Below are 19,465 nucleotides of genomic sequence, written 5' to 3'. Positions count from 1 at the left end.
TGACACCAAATCGGCGAGAATGCCGCTTATGGAAACGACGGAAAAACGCCAGCGCGGCCGGCCGCGCGCCTTCAACGGACCCTCCGAAGCGGCCTCGGTGCAATCGCTCGACCGGGCGCTGCGGATTCTCGCGATCGTCGCCGAGGCCAGCGGCCTGTCGCTCAGCGAAATCGCCGCGCAAAGCGGCATCGCCGCCTCCACCGCCTATCGTATGCTGACGACGCTGGAGAATCACGGCATGGTCGAGTTCGACACGACCGACCAACTCTGGTCGGTCGGCGTCGAGACTTACCGTATGGGCTCAGCTTTCCTGCGCCGGCGCAAGCTCGTCGACCGGGCTCGCATCGTCATGCAGGAATTGATGGAAAAGACTGGCGAAACGGCCAATCTCGGCGTCGCCGAGGATGATTGCGTGGTTTTCGTCAACCAGGTCGAGACGCACCAGGCGATCCGCGCTTTCTTTCGCCCAGGCACGCGCAGCCCTTTCCACGCTTCCGGCATCGGCAAGGCGGTGCTGGCGCATCTCGAGCCGGAACGGGTCGCCGCCATCCTGCGCAAGGCCGGCCTGCAGCGCTATACCGACAAGACACTCTCCGACATTTCCGCGCTCGCCCATGACCTCGCCACGATCAAGCATCGCGGCTGGTCGGTCGACGATGAGGAACGTCACCCCGGCATGCGCTGCGTGGCCGCCGCCATCTTCGACGAATATGGCGAGCCGATCGGCGGCGTTTCGGTGTCGGGCCCGACGGTGCGGGTCACGCCCGAGAGGCTGGCCGAGATCGGCCCGCTGGTGCGCGACGCTGCGGCCGCGGTAACGAAGATGATCGGCGGCGTGAAAGCGTATTGACTAGGATGCGCCAGGCAAGGCGCTCTTGCCCGCGATGTCGAAGAAATCGAGAAGGATCGCCAGCCCGACGCCGCAGGCCGCCAAGATGAGGCCGGCGATGAATATCCGACTGGCACGATCATGAATGCTTCGCTGCAGGGATTTGATGTCGAGCAGAATGGCAAGCGCCCGGATCTGCAGCGCAATACCTACCAGGATCGGCAGGACGGCAATCAGATGGTAGGTCTGCCACGGGATCGGGTTGGCCGCCCAATGCGTGATGAAGCCTAGCGAAAACGCAAGCAGGATCCCGACGATGGTGATGGTGCCGTTGCGGAAAACCGGTTCGACCCGTTCTTCCTTGCGATCCTGCTCGTCCATGCCACCCTCCCCTCGCTTGGCGTCAAAGCCAGACTAAACGCTTGCAAAATCGCTGTACATCGCTGGTTGCCTGGCAGGAGCCGACCGGACACAGCAGGCCGGACCGCGGACTGGACCGTCTTGCCGGGGCGTCGGGATGCATGCGAAAGGGCACGGATGCGGAAAACTGTTTACCTTCTATCCGCCGCTTCACTTTGCGGATGCGTGGCGGCGGCGCCGTCGCCCGCGCCCGGCGGCAACCCCAGCGGCAACACACTTGTCGACCCCATTCCGATTTCGCTGGCCCTGGAGGAGATCATCACCGTCGGCGTCCGCCAGCATTTGAAGAACCCTATCGCCGCCAAGTTTGGACCAATGCTTGCCGGAGAACGCACAAAGAGCGGCCGCCATGAGATCGTCGTGTGCGGTTATGTCGAGGACAAGGGCGCTCCCGCTGGCAACGAACCTTTCATCGGCAAGATCTACCCCGATGCCGGAAACAGCTTCGAGCTGGTGGCCATAGACGACACCTCTGTCGGCGGCACCTGCCGCATGGCGGGATTGGCGATGCCCGAGACTTAGTCCGAGGCCTAATCTTTAGATTTGACGGAAGATTTTTCCGCTTCAGATCGAGCCAATCCGGCGGAGCGCTCAAACGCAAGAAGAGGGGCTGCGTGCAGCCCCTCTTTCCTGGCCCGCCCTTCTCTTACAGATGGCAATAGTGCGGGTAGCCGTCATAGCCGATGTAGGTGTTCGAATCCGGGTCATAGCTGCCGTAGCGGGCCATGCAGCGGCGAACGTGCCAGGAACCTTCGTAGCCGCCTTCCTCGACATAGACAGGGCGCGGCTGCTGCTGGGAGAGCAGGCTGCCGAGGACGAAGCCGCCTACGCCGGCGGCAATGCCGATGCCGAGTTCGCGATTGTGATGGTTGTGAGCAGCCGAGGGCTGGACGGTGCCGACGAGCGAGCCGGCGGCGACGGTGGTGGCGATGAGGCCGGAAACGATGGTGCGCTTGAACATGACGATCTCCTGGGTTTCGTTGGAGAGGCGAACCATCCGCCTCTTGATCATGGGTCGTCGTGGCTCGAAAAAAGGTTCGAAGATTTTTTGAGATTTTTCGAGGGCCTGAAAACCGCTCGCCTAAAGAGGCGGCAAAAGGTTCGAAGGGTTGGGTGAATGGTAAAATGGTGAATGGTGAACGGTCCGGAGGGCGCCGCCATTCACCATTCACTATTTACCATTCACTCCCTCACCCCATCCCCGTGATGTGCCTCAACCAGAAGGCTAGCACGATGAAGCCGACGATGGTGGCGACGCCGGTCCAGTCGATGTTGGCTTTCTTCAGGTCGCTGACGACCTTCACCAGCAGAAGCCAGGTCACGACGATGAGCGGCAGGATGATGACGAATCTGATCATGCGGCACCCATTCGATGCAATTGCACCTGGACAGAATGTAGGAAGCCACGCGCCGCTTTTCAGCATGCCGGCCAAGCCACGGCGTCCATTAGCAAGCCCAAACAGAGTTTTGTCTTTACTGGCGCACGAAATGTGCTACCGGAGCGCCGTGCCCTTGTAGCTCAGCTGGTAGAGCAGCGGTTTTGTAAACCGAAGGTCGCGGGTTCGATCCCTGCCGGGGGCACCATCCTTCGCTCTTCGAGCTTCGGATGGCAGGCCACCAGAAGGTCGTTAGACGTACGTACGGACCAAAGCGACCTCGCTACGAGGCCGTTGCAACCTCGCTGGTTGCCGCTCGGGTAAAGGTATTCCTTACCCTCACTGACTTGAACACATAGGCAACCCAGATCCCGGTCAGAACAAATCCGGCGATAGGTGCTGCCAGCGCATCTCCCGCGAGAACTTGGCTGATTGGTGCGCCTAGAATCGTTGAGGTCCAAACAGCGTCGAGCGCGAACACAAATGGGATCGCGATCCACTGGCACAGGAATAGCTGTTTGAAACGAGGGCTCCGCCGCAGCATTGCAACGAGAACAACCAATTGCAGCAGTGTAAACCCCAGCAACAGCACGATTTCGCCACAGACGGCCAAAGGGCCATTGGGCAGCGTCATGAGCTGCCGGTAACCCTCGCTCGAGGAAAACAGCTCGGCCATCGTGCGGAAGGGCGCCAAGGTCTGGCCGATTGCCAGCAGCATCAACCAGCCTCCAAATCCCACCAAGTCGCCTGGATTCTGCGACGGCCCGGCCGCCGAGCGGACGGCAAAGAAAACAGGCACGCCGACCAGCAGCAGCACGATTGCCCAATGCCAGATGGAAAATTGCATCCAACCCCTCCCCCAAGATGCCCTTCTGGGTTGTAGCAGATTTCAATCTCAACTCAAGAGGAATCTCGGAGAGTCTCAAGAGGAATCTCGGAGAGTAAAGCGCCTTCGCGGTCCAGGTGGCGAAGGTCGTCCGAAAGCCGAAACCAGAGCTGGCTTCGAACCTGGCGCTGCCAGCAAGACCCGTCGCTCTATATTTCCGCCAAGATGCCATTTCCGGCAGGATGCCGCCATGTCGCGCACACTGATCGTCGTCGGTCTCTGCATAGTTGCCATCGGCCTGCTGTGGCCCTTGGTGACCCGGATCGGCCTTGGCAGGCTGCCCGGTGACATCGTGATCGAGCGTGAGAATTTCAGGCTCTGCGTTCCCATCACCACGGGGATACTGATCAGCGTTGTGCTCTCGGCGATCCTTTGGCTGATCAACCGATAGGGGCACTTCGGCGGTAGCGTTTTCGCTTTCACATTCCGATTGCCGCCACCACTATCCTATTCTGCCTCCGTATCGCCGCGCGCAGCTCCGGTATCTTGGCCTCGTCGCGCTTCACGAACTCGATGAACATCATGTTCATGTTGTTGAAGATCAGCTCGCCCACCGCAGGCCCGTCTATATCCGAGCGCACGAGGCCGAGTTCCTGCAGGCGCGCGATCAGCGCGCTAATTTGTTTGGTCAGTTCCCGGTCGAGCGCGGTGTAGGCCTGGCCGAAGGGGCTGTCGGGCAATTGCGTCGAGATCGCCATCGCCTGGCGCCACATCTCCTTGCTGAGATAGTTCAGCGAGTGCTCGATATAGATGCCGATCAGCGTGTCCAGCGCGTCGCCGACATTGGCGGGCGGGCTGGCGACCACCGCTCGCCCGGCATTCAGCACCTCGTTGACTTCCAGGGAAACGATGGCGCCGAGGATGTCGCCCTTGTTCTGGTAGTAATTGTAGATGGTGCCGATTGAAACCTCGGCCTGGGCAGCGATCGCCTCGATCTTGGCGCCTTCATAGCCAGCCTCGCGGAAAAGTGCGGTGGCCGCATCGATGATGCGGCGGTGTCGGTCCGCCTTCTGCCGTTCGCGCAATCCGCTCATATCAGCCTCTTTGCCACAAAATCATAATTGACTCAATTTTAGAATTGGTTCAACTTTTCTTCCAACAAGCCAGCAAGGCAGGGAGAACACTCGATGACCATCACCGCTCGGAATCCGCTTTCCACCCTGAAGTCTCATCTCGCAGCTGCCTGCGCGACAGCGGCGCTACTGCTCGCGGCCGGTGCCGCTGAGGCCGCCGACCTCAACGCGCTGATCTGGTGCGATCACTCCGATCCGGCGCTGCTCGAGCCTTTCGAGAAGGCCAACGACGTCAAGGTCAACGTCAAGGAGTTCGAGGGCACCGGCGCGGGGCTGGCCATCGTCGATCAGTCGCAGCCCGGCGACTGGGACGTGATGGTGATCGATAGCATCGACGTTCCGCGCGGCGTCGAAAAAGGCCTGTTCGAGCCGCTGCCCGAGGACAAGCTGCCCTTCGCCGATCTCTTCTCGGAGGTGAAGATGGACAAGTCGACCGTCGTCGACGGCAAGCGCTACGGGATCACCGAAAAATTCGGCTACAACACGATCGGCTTCAACAAGACCAAGGTCGATCCGGCCGACATGCAGTCTCTGGCCTCGCTGATCAGCGACAAATACAAGGGCAAGGTCGCGATCTACGATTACTACCTGCCGGTGATCGGCATGGCGGCGCTGGCTATCGGCAAGAAGACCGCCGACCTTACCGAAGCCGACCTGCCGGCGCTGAAGGCCGAGCTCCTCAAGATGAAGGCCAATGCCAAGCTGGTCGGTGAAGTCACCGCCAGCCAGACAGCTCTCGCCACAGGCGAAGTCGACATACTGGTCGGCGGCGGCGAGTGGGTGACGGCGGGGCTTGCCAAGGAGAATCCGGCGCTGGACTTCTCCATCCCCAAGGAAGGCGCGGTTCTGTGGTCGCAGTCGCTCGCCATGTTCAAGGATTCCAAGAACAAGGACCTGGCGCTGAAATTCATCCAGTACATCATGAGCCCGGAGGGCCAGGCACGGCTTGCCACCTCCTCCTGCTATTGGGGCATGCCGTCGAACAAGAAAGCGGCGCTCACCGACGAGCAGAAGAAGATCCTGCGCTTCGACGAGCAGCCCGGCTTCCTTGCCCGCGCACAGGCCTATCCGGCGCCCAACGCCGACCTCGACAAGAAGATGCAGGACATGTGGACCGAGATGCTGCAAGCGCAGTAATCGGGCTATGAGCGTTACCGGGAACAACGCGCGTGCCCTGCCCTGGGCGCTGGTCACGCCAGCGCTGGCATGGACGCTTCTGTTCTTCGTGCTGCCCTTCATCGCCATGGGGTTTTCCAGCCTCACGGCGCATGAAGGCGGCGGCTTCACTTTAGGCAATTACAGCCAGTTCTTCACCGATCCATCCTATTGGCGGGCGATGGTGAACTCGCTGGAAGTCACAGCAGTCGTCACCGTGATCTCTATCCTGCTCGCCTATCCGTTCGCCTGGATCCTCGCCGAGATGGTTCCGGAACGCTGGCAGCGGCTGGCATTGATGCTGGCCGTGCTGCCGTTCTGGACGTCCTATGTCGTGCGCTCCTATTCCTGGCTTTTGGTGCTGGCGCAGAACGGCGTCATCAACCGGGCGCTGACCGGCATAGGCCTGATCGGCGAACCGCTGCAGCTTGCCAACACGCGTTTCGCCACGGTCACCGGCTTCGTGCATTTCTTCGTCATGCTGCTGACGCTGACGATCTTCGCCAACCTCAAGCAGCTCAGCCCGAGCTATCGCAAGGCGGCCGCCGACCTTGGCGCCGGGCCCATCCGCACCTTCCTGCATGTCGTGCTGCCGTTGACCTTACCCGGCATCATGGTCGGCGCCTTCCTCACCTTCGTGCTCTGCATCGGTGACTACATCACGCCGCAGATCCTCGGCGGCAACAACGAGTTGGTCATGCCGCAGCTCGTCATGATGCAGATCGGCCGGCGCGGCGATTTCCCGCTGGCTTCGGCGCTGTCGATCATCCTGATGGCGCTGGTGACCATCGCCTATCTCGCCTGCGCGCGCTGGCTGAAGATCGAGCGGGCCTGACCATGCGCGCCGCCGCTCGCTTTGCCGCCTGGGTCTACGCGATCGCCGTCTACGGCTTCATCTTCCTGCCAGTGGTCGTGCTGGTGCTGTTCTCGCTGCAGGCGACCTCGTTCCCGATCCCGCCCTTCACCGGACCGTCGCTGCGCTGGTACCAGGCGGTCCTTTCCGACACGCGGCTCACCTCGGCGTTGGTCAATTCGCTGCTGGTGGCGGTGCTTTCTTCGCTCGCTTCGGTCACGCTCGGCTTCCTCTCGGCTTGGGGTTTTTCCCGTTTCGTGCTGCCGGGCTCGGCCTTCCTGCGCGGGCTGATCACGCTGCCGCTAACCGTCAGCTATCTCATAATCGGCATGGGCCTGCTGGTGCTGTTCAACTGGGCCGGCGTGCCGAAGTCACTCCTCGCCGCCGGCATCGGCCATGTCGTGATCAACCTGCCGCTCTGCTTCGCCATCATCTACAGCCAGATGGGCGACCACCAGATCAACATCGAGCGCGCCGCGCGCGACCTGGGTGCGGCCGAATGGAAGGTGCTATTGATGATCACCGTGCCGGTGATGGCGCCGGCGATCTTCGCCGGCTTCTTCCTGTCGATGACGTTCTCCTGGGACGAGTTCGTCATCTCCTTCCTGCTCACCCGTTTCGAGACGACGCTGCCCGTGGAAATCTGGAACCTCCTGCGCTCCGGCCTCAATCCCAAGACCAATGCCGTCGGCTCGCTGGTTTTTGCCGTGTCCATCGTCCTGGTAGTGTTTTTCGAACTGACGCTGTTGCGGAGAAAGCCGGCATGAGCGCACCCCTGGTCGACATCCGCAACGTCTCGCACCGCTTCGGCCAGTTGCCGGTGCTGAAGAACGTCTCGCTGGCGATCGAGCCCGGCAGCTACACGATCCTGCTCGGGCCCTCGGGGTCCGGCAAGACGACGCTGCTTTCGATCCTTGGCGGCTTCGTCACGCCGAGCGAAGGCAAGGTGTTCATTCGCGGCGCGGATTGCACTGCCGTGCCGCCGGCCAAGCGCCCGACGACAACGGTGTTTCAGGACTATGCACTGTTTCCGCATATGAGCGTCGGCTCCAATATCGGCTTCGGGCTGCGCATGCAGGGCGTCGACGGCGCCACACGGGCGGCGAAGGCGCGCGAGGCGCTGGCGCTGGTCGGGCTGGCGTCCGCTTTCGACAAGAAGCCGCATCAGCTCTCCGGCGGCCAGCGCCAGCGCGTCGCGCTGGCCCGCGCGCTGGTCATCGAGCCGGCGGTGCTTCTGCTCGACGAGCCGCTCGGTGCGCTGGATCTCAAGCTGCGCCGGCAGATGCAGGACGAGCTGAAGGCGATCCAGAAGCGCGTCGGCACCGCCTTTGTCCATGTCACCCACGACCAGGAAGAAGCGATGGCGCTGGCCGATCATTGCGTGGTGATGAATGACGGCCGCATCGAGGACGAGGGCCCGCCGGAGCGGGTCTATGCGCGGCCGGCGACGCGTTTTTCCGCTACCTTCATGGGTGAGAGCACGATCCTTGCCGGCACCGTGACCGAGGCGAAGGACGGGATCGTCACGGCCTCGACGGCGGTCGGGCCGATTTCGCTGCCCGGCGCGTCGCCTGCCGGTGCCAAAATTGTGCTCGCCGTCCGGCCCGAACATCTCGTCCTTGGCGAAGCGAAAGGCGATGTCGCGCTCGGCACTGCCAAGGTTGACGATGTCGTCTTCCAGGGCAGCTTCAAGCGCGTGCTGGCCACCTCGGCCCTGGATGCCGCGCTGCAATTCATCGCCAAGACCCCCGCTTCGACAACCGTCCAGGCAGGCGACACGACAGCGGTTTCATGCAACGCTCAGGACATCATCCTGCTGGCGGACTGATCCATGAGCATGCTTCCGGTCATCGAGGCTCCGGACTGGTACGAAACCATCCGCATGGGCGACGACATCACGCTCATCCATGAGCCGTGGATAAAGCCGTTCTTCCGCTGCAACATCTGGCATGTGCGCGGGCGCGACCGCGACCTGTTGTTCGATACCGGTCTAGGCCATTTCAGCCTGAAACGTCATGTCCCTCTGGTCAGCGAGCGTAAGCTTACCTGTGTCGCCAGCCACACGCATTTCGACCATATCGGCTGCCATCATGAGTTCCCGGACCGCTGCGTGCATTCGGCGGAAGCGGCAATTCTTGCCGATCCGCGCAACGAATGGACGGTCGCGGACCGTTACGCCAATGAGCAGATGTTCGATCGCCAGCCGCAAGGCTGGGACACGGCCAGCTATCGTATCCCGCCCGCTCCCGCCAACAGGCTGCTCGAGCATGGCGACGTCGTCGATCTCGGCGACCGCGCCTTCGAGGTCTTCCATACGCCTGGACATTCGCCCGGCGGCATCGCGCTTTACGAGAAGAAGACCGGCATCCTGCTGTCCGGAGATATCGTCTATGACGGGCCGCTGATCGACGACGTCTATCACTCCGATATCGATGACTATGTCGGAACGCTGCTTGCCATGCGCGAGCTGAACGTCTCGGTCGTGCATGGCGGCCATTTTCCGAGCTTCGGCAAGGTGCGCTACAGGCAACTCATCGACGAATATGTCGCTGGCAAGCGCAAGCCTGGCTGCCACCTGCAAGGCGGCTAAGCGATCGGGAAGCGAAGCCTACAGCGCTCTTTGCGGACAGGGCGTTCCGGTGGCATCGCCACAGCGGGAAGTGGTCGGCTGCGGCCGCTGGCTCATCTCTTCGGAATGACGCACCAGCTCAGCGAACATGAGCGCGAAGCTTCCCATCATCAGGAAGACTATAATCAGACGTGTTACCGGCAATAGACAGGTCTCTCGACTGGCCAGCCCCCGCCAACCCATCCTCTGTCGGCTAACATGATCGATCTGGCTTTACGAGTGTTTAAGCTTCGTCTTAACCATTAGGGCCATCACATTCGTTGCGCCTCTGTCACGAAGCGCGACCGCGTGTTCTCGACCCAGCCCGCCAGCGCAAGCATAGCGCCCTTCACAGACACGGGCGCCGCATGCTACGCCGTCGCCGGCGCGGCCCGGTAAATGGTCGCCCTCCGGGAGCCATGAGCAAAGCCGCCAGCCGTTTCGCCTTCGTCTCTTCAGACACCGACGACGCCCGCGCGGCGTTGGAAAGCCTCTCGGCGCGCTATGGCCAGGTGCCAGTCGGGGAGGCCGAGATCATCATTGCGCTCGGCGGCGACGGTTTTCTGCTGCAGACGCTGCGCGAGACGATGAGCACGGGCAAGAAGGTCTACGGCATGAACCGTGGCACCATCGGCTTCCTGATGAACGAATATCGCGCCGGTGGCCTCGAGGAGCGCATCGCCGCCGCGGTCGCCGAGACGATCCGGCCGCTCGAAATGGTTGCCGTGACGCATGACGGCGAAACAGTTTCGGCGCCGGCCATCAACGAGGTCGCGCTGTGGCGCCAGTCCTACCAGACGGCGAAGATCCGGATCACCGTCGACGGCCAGGTGCGACTGGAGGAGTTGAACTGCGACGGCGTAATGATCGCGACGCCGGCCGGCTCCACCGCCTATAATCTGTCGGCGCACGGGCCGATCCTGCCGCTCGATGCGCCGCTGCTGGCGCTGACGCCGGTTAGTCCCTTCCGGCCGCGCCGTTGGCGCGGAGCGTTGCTGTCCAACAAGGCGACGGTGCGCTTCGACATTCTGGAAGCCGAAAAGCGCCCGGTGAATGCCGCCGCCGACCATACCGAGGTCAAGGCGGTGGCCTCCGTCACCGTGCGGGAATCGCCGACGGCGACGGCAACTTTGCTGTTCGATCCGAACCATTCGTGGAACGAACGTATCCTTGCCGAGCAATTCCGCTATTGAGCCGGCGCTACGATACTGTTTCGATTAAGCATCGCGATTAAGGTTACGTCTTCACAATCGACGGATTCCTGCCCGTTTCTGTTGACAAATCGCGGACTTGCGCCTAACTGCAACCGCAATCTTGCAGGCGCGCGGCGCCTGCCGCAACGCGTGTTGCGATTTCCCGAACCAGCCAAAGACATCAAACACTTGTCCTCAGACACCACGACCGCTCAAGAAGCGTTGACCTTTTCGGACCTTGGCCTTTCGCCGAAGGTCCTCTCCGCAGTCAGCGATGCCGGCTACACCAAGCCAACTCCGATCCAGGCCGGCGCCATCCCGCATGCGCTGCTGGGCAAGGACGTGCTGGGCATCGCCCAAACCGGCACCGGCAAGACCGCGTCCTTCGTGCTGCCGATGCTGACGCGCCTGGAAAAAGGCCGCGCCCGGGCCCGCATGCCGCGCACGTTGATCCTCGAACCGACCCGCGAATTGGCAGCGCAGGTCGAGGAAAACTTCATCAAATACGGCAAGAACCACAAGCTCAACATCGCGCTTCTGATCGGCGGTGTCTCCTTCGACGAGCAGGACAAGAAGCTCGAGCGCGGCGCCGATGTGCTGATCGCGACGCCGGGCCGCCTGCTCGACCACCGCGAGCGCGGCAAGCTGCTGCTCAACGGCGTCGAGATCCTCGTTATCGACGAGGCCGACCGCATGCTCGACATGGGCTTCATCCCCGATATCGAGCGCATCTGCGAGATGATCCCGTTCACGCGCCAGACGCTGTTCTTCTCGGCGACGATGCCGCCGGAGATCACCAAGCTCACCGAGAAATTCCTGCACGCGCCGGTGCGCGTCGAGGTCTCCAAGGCCGCCTCCACCGCGACCAGCATCACGCAACGCCTGGTGAAGTCCGGCAACAAGCCTTGGGAGAAGCGCGAGACGCTGCGCAATCTGATCAAGGCTGAAGACGCCGACCTGAAGAACGCCATCATCTTCTGCAACCGCAAGGTCGAGGTGTCGGAGCTGTTCCGCTCGCTGTTGAAGCATGATTTCGACGCAGGCGCCCTGCATGGCGACATGGATCAGCGTGCGCGCATGCAGATGCTCGCCAATTTCCGCGACGGCAAGCTGCGCTACCTCGTTGCCTCGGATGTCGCGGCGCGCGGCCTCGACATTCCCGATGTCAGCCACGTCTTCAACTACGACGTGCCGATCCATGCCGAGGATTATGTCCACCGCATCGGCCGCACCGGCCGGGCCGGACGCGCCGGCAAGTCCTTCACCATCGCAACGCGCTCCGACACCAAATATGTCGACGCCATCGAGAGGCTGATCGGCGCCAAGATCGAATGGCATGACGGCGACCTGTCGACCGTGACCGAGAGCGAGGGCGAGGATGTGCCGCGCCGCGGCCGTGGCGCCCCGCGGCGGGCCGGCCGTAAGGACGAGGACCGCAAGGATCGCGGCGAGCGCAAGAAGGACCGTCACGCCAAGCGCGACGAGATGCCCGAGACCGCGCGCGAGGAGCAGCCAGTCGCCGAAGTGGCCGATATCGCCGAGCGCCGCGCCCGCAAGGACGCGATCCGTTCCGAGAATGAGCGCAAGGGTTCGGGCAACCGCCACGAACAGCGCGGCGACGCCCGGCCGCAGCGCGACCGCCCCGGCCGCCATCGCGAGGAAGACGACGCGACCGTCGGCTTCGGCGACGATGTGCCGGCGTTCATGCGGATCGTCGCGAAGGTCTGAGCTGCGTACCAGCGTCGGTTGAATGAAAACGGCCCCAAGCGGGGCCGTTTCCTTTGCGCCGTGTCTTTCGCCCTGCCCTACATCGGTCCAGGCATCATCTTGGTCGGCTTCTCCAGCATCGGGAACTCGGCCTTGGTGCATTTCACGTTCGGGTTCGTCGGGGTGAACATGCCGTTCGGATTGTCCCTGAACAGCCAGGCATGCAGGTCGTAGTGGACGAACTCCCTCGGGATGAGCGGGTAGTGTCCTTCCATCGGCCCCATGAATTTCTGGCCAAACAGCTTCGGAGCTTCCTTCACGTCCGGCGTCAAAGGAACCAGCCATTCCACGCCCACCAACTTGAAACCCTTCTTCGTCGGCTCGTAGATCAGGACGTTGGGCTTCATCGGGTCGAGCGGCTTGCCGATACTCGGGACGTTGACGAAATGGACGCCCATGGCGCCCTTGGGATAGTACATCGCGCCGTCAATCTTCTCGCCGGAATAGTAGACGCAGCCTTCGGTCGACAGATAGAGGTCGCGGATGGCGGCCGTGTAATCTTCATATTTGGCCAGCGATTTCTTCAAGGCTTCGATGTCGGCCTTGTTGGCATCCTCGGCCTGGGCCGCGGCGGAGCCGAGCCATGTGCCGATAAGGCCTGCCAAAACGAGGACGCCGCAGCGCCCGAGACGAGCTGTTTTTGTCATGCATTCCTCCCAGATTCCCTTGATCTGGCCGTGCAAGATCGGGGCGGCAGATGCGATTGCGCGGCCGGTTTGACCGCCCCATCCCCTCTGGAACAGCACGATGGTAGTCCTTTCCCCGGTTCTGGAAAAGTATCAATTAGAACAAGCTAATGGCCTAAGACCTTCGACCCATCCTTGGGCAATGCCAAAAAAAACGGCCCCGTACGGGGCCGTTTTGCTTCGCGAGAAATGCGCCTCTTCGGCCGGCTTTGCCTCAGGTGAGCGGCGACAGCTGGATTTCGACGCGCCGGTTCTGCTCGCGCCCGGCGGCCGTCGCATTGGATGCGATCGGGCGCGTCTTGCCGAAGCCGGTGACGGCGAAGCGGCGCTGATCGACGCCCTGGCCGGCCAGGTAATTGGCGACGGCGAGCGCGCGGCGCTGCGACAGATCGAAATTATGCTGGTCGCCGCCAGTCGAATCGGTGTGGCCGAAGACGTCGACGGTGGTCTGGCGGAACTTCTTCAGCACAAGCGCGACCGAATTCAGCACCGGATAGAAGCCCGGCTTCACCGCGTCCTGGTCAACGTTGAAGGTGATGTCGGACGGCATGTTGAGGATGATCTGGTCGCCGCTACGGGTGACGCTGACGCCGGTGCCCTGCAACTGGCGGCGAAGCTCCGCCTCGTTCTGGTCCATCGTCGCGCCGATCGCACCGCCGGCCAGCGCGCCGATGCCGGCGCCGATCAAAGCGTTGCGGCGGTCATTGCCACCGGCGAGCAGGCCAAGGCTGGCGCCTGCCAGCGCGCCGAGGCCGGCACCGGCCGCCGTGTTGGAAATCTTCTGGTCGCCGGTATAAGGATCGGTGGTAGTGCAGGCGCTCACCAGCAGAGCCGTCGCCACGGCGACGAGCACAGTCTTCTTCATGTGATTGGTCCCTCTCCAACTCGCGGCCATTGCGGCCGCGCCAAATCAGCCCTTCCGCAGCCTTGTAACATGAAATGCGGCGAAAAACGGAACGGGAATGCGGCCGGCCAAGTTTCGGCGATCAGTCCCGTTGCGCCTCTACCACAAATTCTTGCCGTCGATGACCACCACCTCGACATTGTCCAGATCGAAATCGTCGAACAGCCGCGAATTGACGCTGATCTTCGGGTTGTCGAAATCCGGCTTGCCGGTCGACCAGTCGGGCGTTTCGGTGAACGTGCCGCAGCCGCAGGTGGCGCAGAAGCCGTGCTTTACGGTCTTAGAGCCCCAGCGGTAGAAGGAGACGTTGGCGGGCGGGCTCGTCAGCCTGAATTGCGACGGCACATAGTAGGCCCAGAGCGATCCCCGCTTCGAGCAGAACGAGCATGTGCATTGCGTCACCGTCTGCGGCGCCTCGGCAACCTCGAAGGTTGTCGCCTTGCAGTGGCAGCTTCCCTTAATCGTCATCAAAATCACCTCTCCGTTGTCTGCCGCCACGCCGGGATTCCGCTGGTGGCAGGGCAACATAAAGAAGCGATCCTGACAACTGTCTGTCAGCAGCTTCGGCAGGTATTCTGCCGTGCTCGAAGACCCTCGCGCTTCGTGTTTCGGCCGCGAAGTTAGTAAGAGGGCGGCGGCACGAACAGGCAAATGGTCTTGCCGGCGTCGAGCCCTGCCTGATGGGCGCACCAGTGGTACTCCCCGTCGGGCGAGTTCTTGACCCGCTTGTCGGCATAGGCCACCACTTCGCCCGTCCCTTTTATGACGTAGCCTTCGGGCCGCTCGCTGATTGAAGATTGCGGCACCTCCTTGCAGTCATAATTGGCGCAGCAGGCAAATGGATAGCTCCAACCCTGCGGCAACACCGCCGTGGGTTTGGCGTCGTGGGCGATGGCCGGCGGCGCCAGCACCGAGATGGCACCAACTGCGAAAAGGGAAAACAAAAGTCGGCCAGCCGGTCGAGCGGCTTGGGCCGATCTTGATTTGGCAGCAGACATCGAAGCGTTCCTTTCGAGCATCAAGCGTTTTTTTTCGCTTGCCCGTTCCCGGAACGTGTCTTCCCAGTGGCCGGATTGTCGGTCGCAGATACGCCGCAGCCGGCCATAAATGCTTTTAACCCCAGCACGAAAGCTGGGCTGATTCCTCGGCTGACGCAAGCAACCGCTTGCAACGGCGATGCCGCGATTCACGCCAGCCTCTGCCACCCAGAATCGTGCGCCGGCTTGGTTAACCAGCGGTTAGCCGGGCGGAAACTGGTGCCCGACAACGGGATTCGGCTCAAGCTGGTTCCAGACGTTCAGCCGGAAACATGCTCATCATACTGCGGCAGGTCGTCGGTGATTGTGAACCATTTCGCCTTCGAGCCTACGAAGATGTGGGCCTCCGGGCGAATGCTTGGTTCGTCCACGAGCGTTCCCATTGGAACATGAACGTAAGCCCCCTCCCGGACCAGCGAATAGAGAAGCGAACCGCACCGCCTGCAATGGGCGTCGTGGCCGTTTTCGTCGCCGAAGATCAGCAGATTGTTGCTTTCCACGGTGAGGCGAAACTTGTCTCGCTCGATGCCGGCGAAAGGCTTGAAGGCCGAGCCCGTCGTGCGCCGGCAATTGGAGCAATGGCAGTTCGCGGCGTAGACAAACTCGTCGGCCACCTCGTAGCCGACGGCACGGCAAAGGCACTGTCCGGTTAGTGTGCGCATCACCGGCTCTTCCTTCATGCAATGCGAGGATATGGTCAGATTCAGGTCGGGCAAAGCCTCACCTGAAAATGGACATATCCTAGTCGAGGTCCGCCACCGCTTCACCCGCGCCGCCCTCGATGCGGTGCGAGAGCGAGGCTTCCATGAACTCGTCGAGATCGCCGTCGAGCACGCTCGACGGCGAGGTGCTTTCGACGCCGGTTCGCAGGTCCTTCACGAGCTGGTAGGGCTGAAGCACATAGGAGCGGATCTGGTGGCCCCAGCCGATATCGCTCTTCGAGGCCTCGGTGGCGTTGGCGACCGCCTCGCGCTTCTTCAGCTCTTCCTCGTAAAGCCGCGAACGCAGCATTTCCCAGGCCTTGGCGCGATTCTTGTGCTGCGAGCGCTCGGCCTGGCAGGCGACCGCAATGCCGGTCGCCAGATGGGTGATGCGCACCGCCGAGTCGGTGGTGTTGACGTGCTGGCCGCCCGAACCCGAGGAGCGATAGGTGTCGATGCGCACGTCGGATTCCGAAACATTGATCTCGATCGAGTCATCGACGACCGGATAGACCCATACGCTGGCGAACGAGGTGTGGCGCCGCGCGTTGCTGTCGTAAGGCGAGATGCGCACCAGGCGGTGAACGCCGGATTCCGTCTTCAGCCAGCCATAGGCGTTGTGGCCCTTGATCAGCACCGTGGCGGACTTGATGCCCGCCTCTTCGCCGTCATGGACTTCCAGCACCTCGACCTTGAAGCGGCGGCGCTCGGCCCAGCGCGTATACATGCGCAGGAGCATCGAAGCCCAGTCCTGGCTTTCGGTGCCGCCGGCGCCGGCATGGATTTCGAGATAGGTGTCGTTGGCGTCGGCTTCGCCGGAGAGCAGCGTCTCCACCTGGCGGGCCTTTGCCTCGCCCTGCATGGAACGAAGCGCCGCCTCGGCTTCCGCGACGATGCTGTCGTCGCCCTCTTCCTCGCCGAGCTCGATCAGGCCGATATTGTCTTCCAGCGCCTGGGTCAGCCCCTTGACGGCGGCGATGCCGTCCTCGAGCTCCTGGCGCTCTCGCATCAGCTTCTGCGCCTCGATCGGATCATTCCAGAGGCTGGAATCCTCGGCGCGCGAATTCAGGTACTCAAGCCGCTTTACAGCCTGATCCCAGTCAAAGATGCCTCCTCAGCAGGGTTATGGCCTGCCTGATCTCGTCGACAATGTTGAGCGTTTCCGCGCGCATGGCTCTTGGTTCGGTCCTGTTCTTTTCGGTCTTTTCGGAATAGGCGCGATACATAGGCACGGCATCGCGGACTGTAAAGCGAAATGGGCCGGCGCTAACCTGCCGGCCCATTTCGACGCCTGGTGACGTCAGTAGAGGCCGCCGCCACCGTCCTGAATGGCCTGGTTGGCCTGCGGCGATAGCGCGCCGCCGGAGCCGTTCGAGCCATCCGCGCCCATACCGATCACCCAGTAGCTGTCGGCCGGGCCGGTGCCGGGCTTGAACGCCTCGATGATGGTGTCGGGGGCGCCTTCGGCGGCGCGCATGCCGGTCTTGCGGTTGATGGCGATCAGCTTCATGCCGTCCGGAATCTGGAAGTCGGTATTCGGCTTGCCGTCGAGAGCAACGCGCATGAAATCCTTGAAGATCGGCGCCGCCAGGCCGCCGCCGGTCGCGCCCTTGCCAAGGCCTTTCGGCGTGTCGAAGCCCATATAGAGACCGACGACTAGGTTTGGCGTGAAGCCGATGAACCAGGCGTCCTTCTCGTCATTGGTGGTGCCGGTCTTGCCGGCGATGTGGCGGCCGAGCTCGCCGATGGTGGCGCCGGTGCCGCGCTGCACCACGCCCTCCATCATCGAGGTGATCTGATAGGCGGTCATCGGGTCGAGCACCTGCTCGGAATTGTCGACCAGTTCCGGCTCCGGCTGGTTCTTCCATTCGGTGGCGTTGCAGCCTTCGCAGCCGCGCTCGTCCTGCTTGAACACCGTCTTGCCATAGCGGTCCTGGATGCGGTCGATCAGCGACGGTTTGATCGATTTGCCGCCATTGGCCATGATCGAATAGGCCGACACCATGCGCATGACGGTCGTTTCGCCGGAGCCCAGCGCCATCGGCAAATAGGGCGCCAGGTGATCGTAGACGCCGAAGCGCTCGGCATATTCCACGACCAGCTTCATGCCCATGTCATTGGCGAGCCGCACCGTCATCAGGTTGCGCGACTTCTCGATGCCGGAGCGCAAGGTGGCCGGCCCGGCGACCGTGCCGTCATAGTTCTTCGGCGTCCAGGTGGTGTTGCCGCTCTGGATGGTGATTGGGCCGTCCATGATCACCGAGGCGGGCGTATAGCCATTGTCGAGCGCCGCCGAATAGACGATCGGCTTGAACGAGGAACCGGGCTGGCGCATCGCCTGGGTCGCGCGGTTGAATTCGGACTGCGCGTAGGAGAAGCCGCCGACCATGGCGAGCACGCGACCGGTATGCGGATCCATGGCCACGAGGCCGCCCTCGACCTCAGGCACCTGGCGCAGCATGTAGGTGTTGTCGGAGCCTTCGTTCTTCTGCACGAAGACGACATCGCCGGGCTCCAGAACCTCGGCCGGAGACTTCGCCCTGACGGACTTGCCGTTGACGAAGTGGCGCATGGCGAAGCCCATGTCGTCCTTGCTGACGGTGCCCTGGACACGGTCCTTGACGAGCTCGCCGGAGACCTGCCGCGTCGGCTGGATGCCGATGGTCAGCCCGTCCGCCGAACTGTCGAGCACGACGGCAAGCGTCCATTCAGGCACGTCCTCAAGGCCCTTCACGTTGCCGAGCGGCACGCCCCAGTCGCCGGAAATGTCGACATGCGTGACCGGACCGCGATAGCCGCGCAGCATGTCGTATTTGAGCAGGCCGTTCTGCAGCGACTTGCGCGCGATGAGCTGGATGTTCGGATCGAGCGTGGTGCGCACCGAAAGTCCGCCCTCGTAAAGCGCATTCTCGCCGTATCGGGCGATGATCTGGCGGCGGACTTCCTCGGTGAAGTACTCGCCGGCGAACAAATAGGAGCCGTTGCGGCGTGGCGACACGCCGAGCGGCTCGGCCTTGGCCTTGTTGCCTTCCTCGCGGGTGACGTAGCCGTTCTCGACCATCTGGTCGATGACCCAGTTGCGGCGCTCGATCGCGCGGTCGGCATGCTTGAAGGGATGATAATTGTTCGGGCCCTTCGGCAGCGAAGCGAGATAGGCGGCTTCCGCGACCGTCAACTCGTTGACCGACTTGTCGAAATAGGTGAGCGCGGCACCCGCCACGCCATAGGCGCCGAAGCCGAAAAAGATTTCGTTGAGATAGAGCTCGAGGATGCGATCCTTCGAATAGGCCTGCTCGATGCGGAAGGCCAGGATCATCTCCTTGATCTTGCGCTCATAGGTCTGGTCCGAAGTAAGCAGGAAGTTCTTCGCCACCTGCTGGGTGATCGTCGAGGCGCCGACCTGGCGGCGTCCGGAGCCAAGGTTCTGGAAGTTGACGATGATGGCGCGGCCGAGACCGGTGATGTCGATGCCGGGGTGGTTGTAGAAGTTCTTGTCCTCGGCCGACATGAAGGCCGCCTTGACGCGGTCCGGGATGGCCTGGATCGGCAGATAGAGACGCCGCTCGCGCGCATACTCGGCCATCAGCGAGCCGTCCGAGGCATGAATGCGCGTGGTTACTGGCGGCTCGTATTTGGCCAGCACCTCATAATCGGGCAGGTCCTTCGCGACATGGCTGATATAGATGGCGACACCGGCGGCCACCAGCAGCGCCAGCGTGGTGCCGATGCCAAAGAAATAGCCGATGAGACGAATCATGCCCGCTCCAGTCCGAGGTTCGGGAATTTCCTAAACGAAGCCGACAGTCGCGCAAGCTTCCAGGGGCGGTCCCAATCCGCAATCAGAGACCCATGTCGCCACCATGTGGACAAAATACGGCAGCGCGAAATTTCAGGACTCGGCTGTCCAATAATAACGCCGGGTGTTGTCGTCATGCAACGCTGCTTGTAGTTGCAGACGTCCGGCGGCTGGGAGCGAG

At 62.3% G+C, this 19,465-nt stretch carries 22 protein-coding genes and 1 tRNA gene; 11 read left to right on the top strand and 12 right to left on the bottom strand.

Annotated features, from left to right (window positions below):
- Nucleotides 1-28 precede the first annotated feature (28 nt).
- Complete coding sequence (bhcR, locus tag EN869_RS30140; RefSeq protein WP_112130004.1) at nucleotides 29-850, top strand: HTH-type transcriptional regulator BhcR; 822 nt, start codon at nucleotides 29-31, stop codon at nucleotides 848-850.
- Here bhcR and EN869_RS30135 read toward each other — a convergent pair whose 3' ends face one another.
- Complete coding sequence (locus tag EN869_RS30135; protein WP_127230177.1) at nucleotides 851-1,210, bottom strand: hypothetical protein; 360 nt, start codon at nucleotides 1,208-1,210, stop codon at nucleotides 851-853.
- Between the two features lie 204 nt (nucleotides 1,211-1,414).
- Here EN869_RS30135 and EN869_RS30130 point away from each other — a divergent pair, with 204 nt between their 5' ends.
- On the top strand, nucleotides 1,415-1,771 hold the full coding sequence (locus EN869_RS30130) for a hypothetical protein (RefSeq protein ID WP_245489626.1): 357 nt from the start codon (nucleotides 1,415-1,417) through the stop codon (nucleotides 1,769-1,771).
- Between the two features lie 124 nt (nucleotides 1,772-1,895).
- On the opposite strand, the gene EN869_RS30125 is transcribed toward EN869_RS30130, so the two are convergent.
- Both EN869_RS30125 and EN869_RS30120 read right to left on the bottom strand, forming a co-directional pair.
- Nucleotides 1,896-2,210 carry a BA14K family protein gene (locus EN869_RS30125; RefSeq protein WP_127230190.1) on the bottom strand — a complete coding sequence of 105 codons (315 nt, stop codon included), beginning with the start codon at nucleotides 2,208-2,210 and terminating at the stop codon, nucleotides 1,896-1,898.
- Between the two features lie 229 nt (nucleotides 2,211-2,439).
- Complete coding sequence (locus EN869_RS30120; protein WP_127230175.1) at nucleotides 2,440-2,607, bottom strand: hypothetical protein; 168 nt, start codon at nucleotides 2,605-2,607, stop codon at nucleotides 2,440-2,442.
- Nucleotides 2,608-2,757: 150 nt separating this feature from the next.
- Here EN869_RS30120 and EN869_RS30115 point away from each other — a divergent pair.
- A tRNA-Thr gene (locus EN869_RS30115) sits at nucleotides 2,758-2,833 on the top strand.
- 75 nt (nucleotides 2,834-2,908) lie between these two features.
- Here the strand turns inward: EN869_RS30115 and EN869_RS30110 are convergent.
- Nucleotides 2,909-3,472 (bottom strand): DUF2569 family protein, encoded by a 564-nt coding sequence (locus EN869_RS30110; protein WP_127230174.1) that lies wholly within the window; start codon nucleotides 3,470-3,472, stop codon nucleotides 2,909-2,911.
- Between the two features lie 229 nt (nucleotides 3,473-3,701).
- Between EN869_RS30110 and EN869_RS30105 the strand changes: the two genes are divergently transcribed.
- Complete coding sequence (locus EN869_RS30105; protein WP_127230173.1) at nucleotides 3,702-3,902, top strand: DUF2905 domain-containing protein; 201 nt, start codon at nucleotides 3,702-3,704, stop codon at nucleotides 3,900-3,902.
- 28 nt (nucleotides 3,903-3,930) lie between these two features.
- On the opposite strand, the gene EN869_RS30100 is transcribed toward EN869_RS30105, so the two are convergent.
- Entirely contained in the window at nucleotides 3,931-4,545 is a 615-nt protein-coding gene (locus EN869_RS30100; RefSeq protein ID WP_127230172.1) for a TetR/AcrR family transcriptional regulator, read from the bottom strand.
- Between the two features lie 93 nt (nucleotides 4,546-4,638).
- On the opposite strand from EN869_RS30100, the gene EN869_RS30095 reads away from it, so the two are divergent.
- The 7 genes from EN869_RS30095 to EN869_RS30060 all read left to right on the top strand — a co-directional run bounded on the left by EN869_RS30095 (nucleotide 4,639) and on the right by EN869_RS30060 (nucleotide 12,121).
- Entirely contained in the window at nucleotides 4,639-5,721 is a 1,083-nt protein-coding gene (locus EN869_RS30095; protein ID WP_127230171.1) for a spermidine/putrescine ABC transporter substrate-binding protein, read from the top strand.
- 7 nt (nucleotides 5,722-5,728) lie between these two features.
- Complete coding sequence (locus EN869_RS30090) at nucleotides 5,729-6,574, top strand: ABC transporter permease (protein WP_127230170.1); 846 nt, start codon at nucleotides 5,729-5,731, stop codon at nucleotides 6,572-6,574.
- Nucleotides 6,575-6,576: 2 nt separating this feature from the next.
- Nucleotides 6,577-7,359 (top strand): ABC transporter permease, encoded by a 783-nt coding sequence (locus tag EN869_RS30085; RefSeq protein WP_127230169.1) that lies wholly within the window; start codon nucleotides 6,577-6,579, stop codon nucleotides 7,357-7,359.
- Nucleotides 7,356-8,420, top strand: a complete 1,065-nt coding sequence (locus tag EN869_RS30080; RefSeq protein WP_127230168.1) for an ABC transporter ATP-binding protein — start codon at nucleotides 7,356-7,358, stop codon at nucleotides 8,418-8,420. Before EN869_RS30085 ends, EN869_RS30080 begins: the two co-directional genes overlap by 4 nt.
- Before the next feature lie 3 nt (nucleotides 8,421-8,423).
- Entirely contained in the window at nucleotides 8,424-9,182 is a 759-nt protein-coding gene (locus EN869_RS30075; RefSeq protein ID WP_127230167.1) for an MBL fold metallo-hydrolase, read from the top strand.
- A gap of 437 nt (nucleotides 9,183-9,619) precedes the next feature.
- Nucleotides 9,620-10,393 (top strand): NAD kinase, encoded by a 774-nt coding sequence (locus EN869_RS30065; RefSeq protein ID WP_127230165.1) that lies wholly within the window; start codon nucleotides 9,620-9,622, stop codon nucleotides 10,391-10,393.
- A 189-nt stretch (nucleotides 10,394-10,582) separates the two neighbouring features.
- Nucleotides 10,583-12,121: a DEAD/DEAH box helicase gene (locus EN869_RS30060; RefSeq protein ID WP_167507080.1), complete on the top strand. Its 1,539-nt coding sequence runs from the start codon at nucleotides 10,583-10,585 to the stop codon at nucleotides 12,119-12,121.
- Nucleotides 12,122-12,198: 77 nt separating this feature from the next.
- Here EN869_RS30060 and EN869_RS30055 read toward each other — a convergent pair whose 3' ends face one another.
- The 7 genes from EN869_RS30055 to EN869_RS30025 all read right to left on the bottom strand — a co-directional run bounded on the left by EN869_RS30055 (nucleotide 12,199) and on the right by EN869_RS30025 (nucleotide 19,245).
- Nucleotides 12,199-12,807, bottom strand: a complete 609-nt coding sequence (locus EN869_RS30055; protein WP_127230163.1) for a hypothetical protein — start codon at nucleotides 12,805-12,807, stop codon at nucleotides 12,199-12,201.
- A 253-nt stretch (nucleotides 12,808-13,060) separates the two neighbouring features.
- The gene (locus tag EN869_RS30050; RefSeq protein WP_127230162.1) at nucleotides 13,061-13,711 is read right to left on the bottom strand and encodes an OmpA family protein; all 651 of its coding nucleotides are present in this window, start codon (nucleotides 13,709-13,711) and stop codon (nucleotides 13,061-13,063) included.
- Nucleotides 13,712-13,849: 138 nt separating this feature from the next.
- A complete protein-coding gene (locus EN869_RS30045) occupies nucleotides 13,850-14,218 on the bottom strand; it encodes a GFA family protein (RefSeq protein WP_127230161.1) in 369 nt (122 codons plus the stop codon).
- A gap of 152 nt (nucleotides 14,219-14,370) precedes the next feature.
- Nucleotides 14,371-14,748 carry a hypothetical protein gene (locus tag EN869_RS30040; RefSeq protein WP_127230189.1) on the bottom strand — a complete coding sequence of 126 codons (378 nt, stop codon included), beginning with the start codon at nucleotides 14,746-14,748 and terminating at the stop codon, nucleotides 14,371-14,373.
- Nucleotides 14,749-15,047: 299 nt separating this feature from the next.
- Entirely contained in the window at nucleotides 15,048-15,467 is a 420-nt protein-coding gene (locus EN869_RS30035; protein WP_245512388.1) for a GFA family protein, read from the bottom strand.
- Nucleotides 15,468-15,528: 61 nt separating this feature from the next.
- Nucleotides 15,529-16,660, bottom strand: a protein-coding gene (prfB, locus tag EN869_RS30030) for a peptide chain release factor 2 (protein ID WP_127230187.1) whose coding sequence is annotated in 2 segments (ribosomal slippage) — nucleotides 15,529-16,593 and nucleotides 16,595-16,660 — 1,131 coding nt in all. Because the reading frame shifts where the segments join, the coding sequence is not laid out codon by codon here.
- A gap of 128 nt (nucleotides 16,661-16,788) precedes the next feature.
- Nucleotides 16,789-19,245: a penicillin-binding protein 1A gene (locus EN869_RS30025; RefSeq protein WP_127230160.1), complete on the bottom strand. Its 2,457-nt coding sequence runs from the start codon at nucleotides 19,243-19,245 to the stop codon at nucleotides 16,789-16,791.
- Between the last annotated feature and the right edge of the window lie 220 nt (nucleotides 19,246-19,465).

It is taken from the genome of Mesorhizobium sp. M2D.F.Ca.ET.226.01.1.1, from assembly GCF_004022705.2.
Lineage (GTDB): Bacteria > Pseudomonadota > Alphaproteobacteria > Rhizobiales > Rhizobiaceae > Mesorhizobium.
This window is presented reverse-complemented; position numbering and strand designations above follow the sequence as displayed.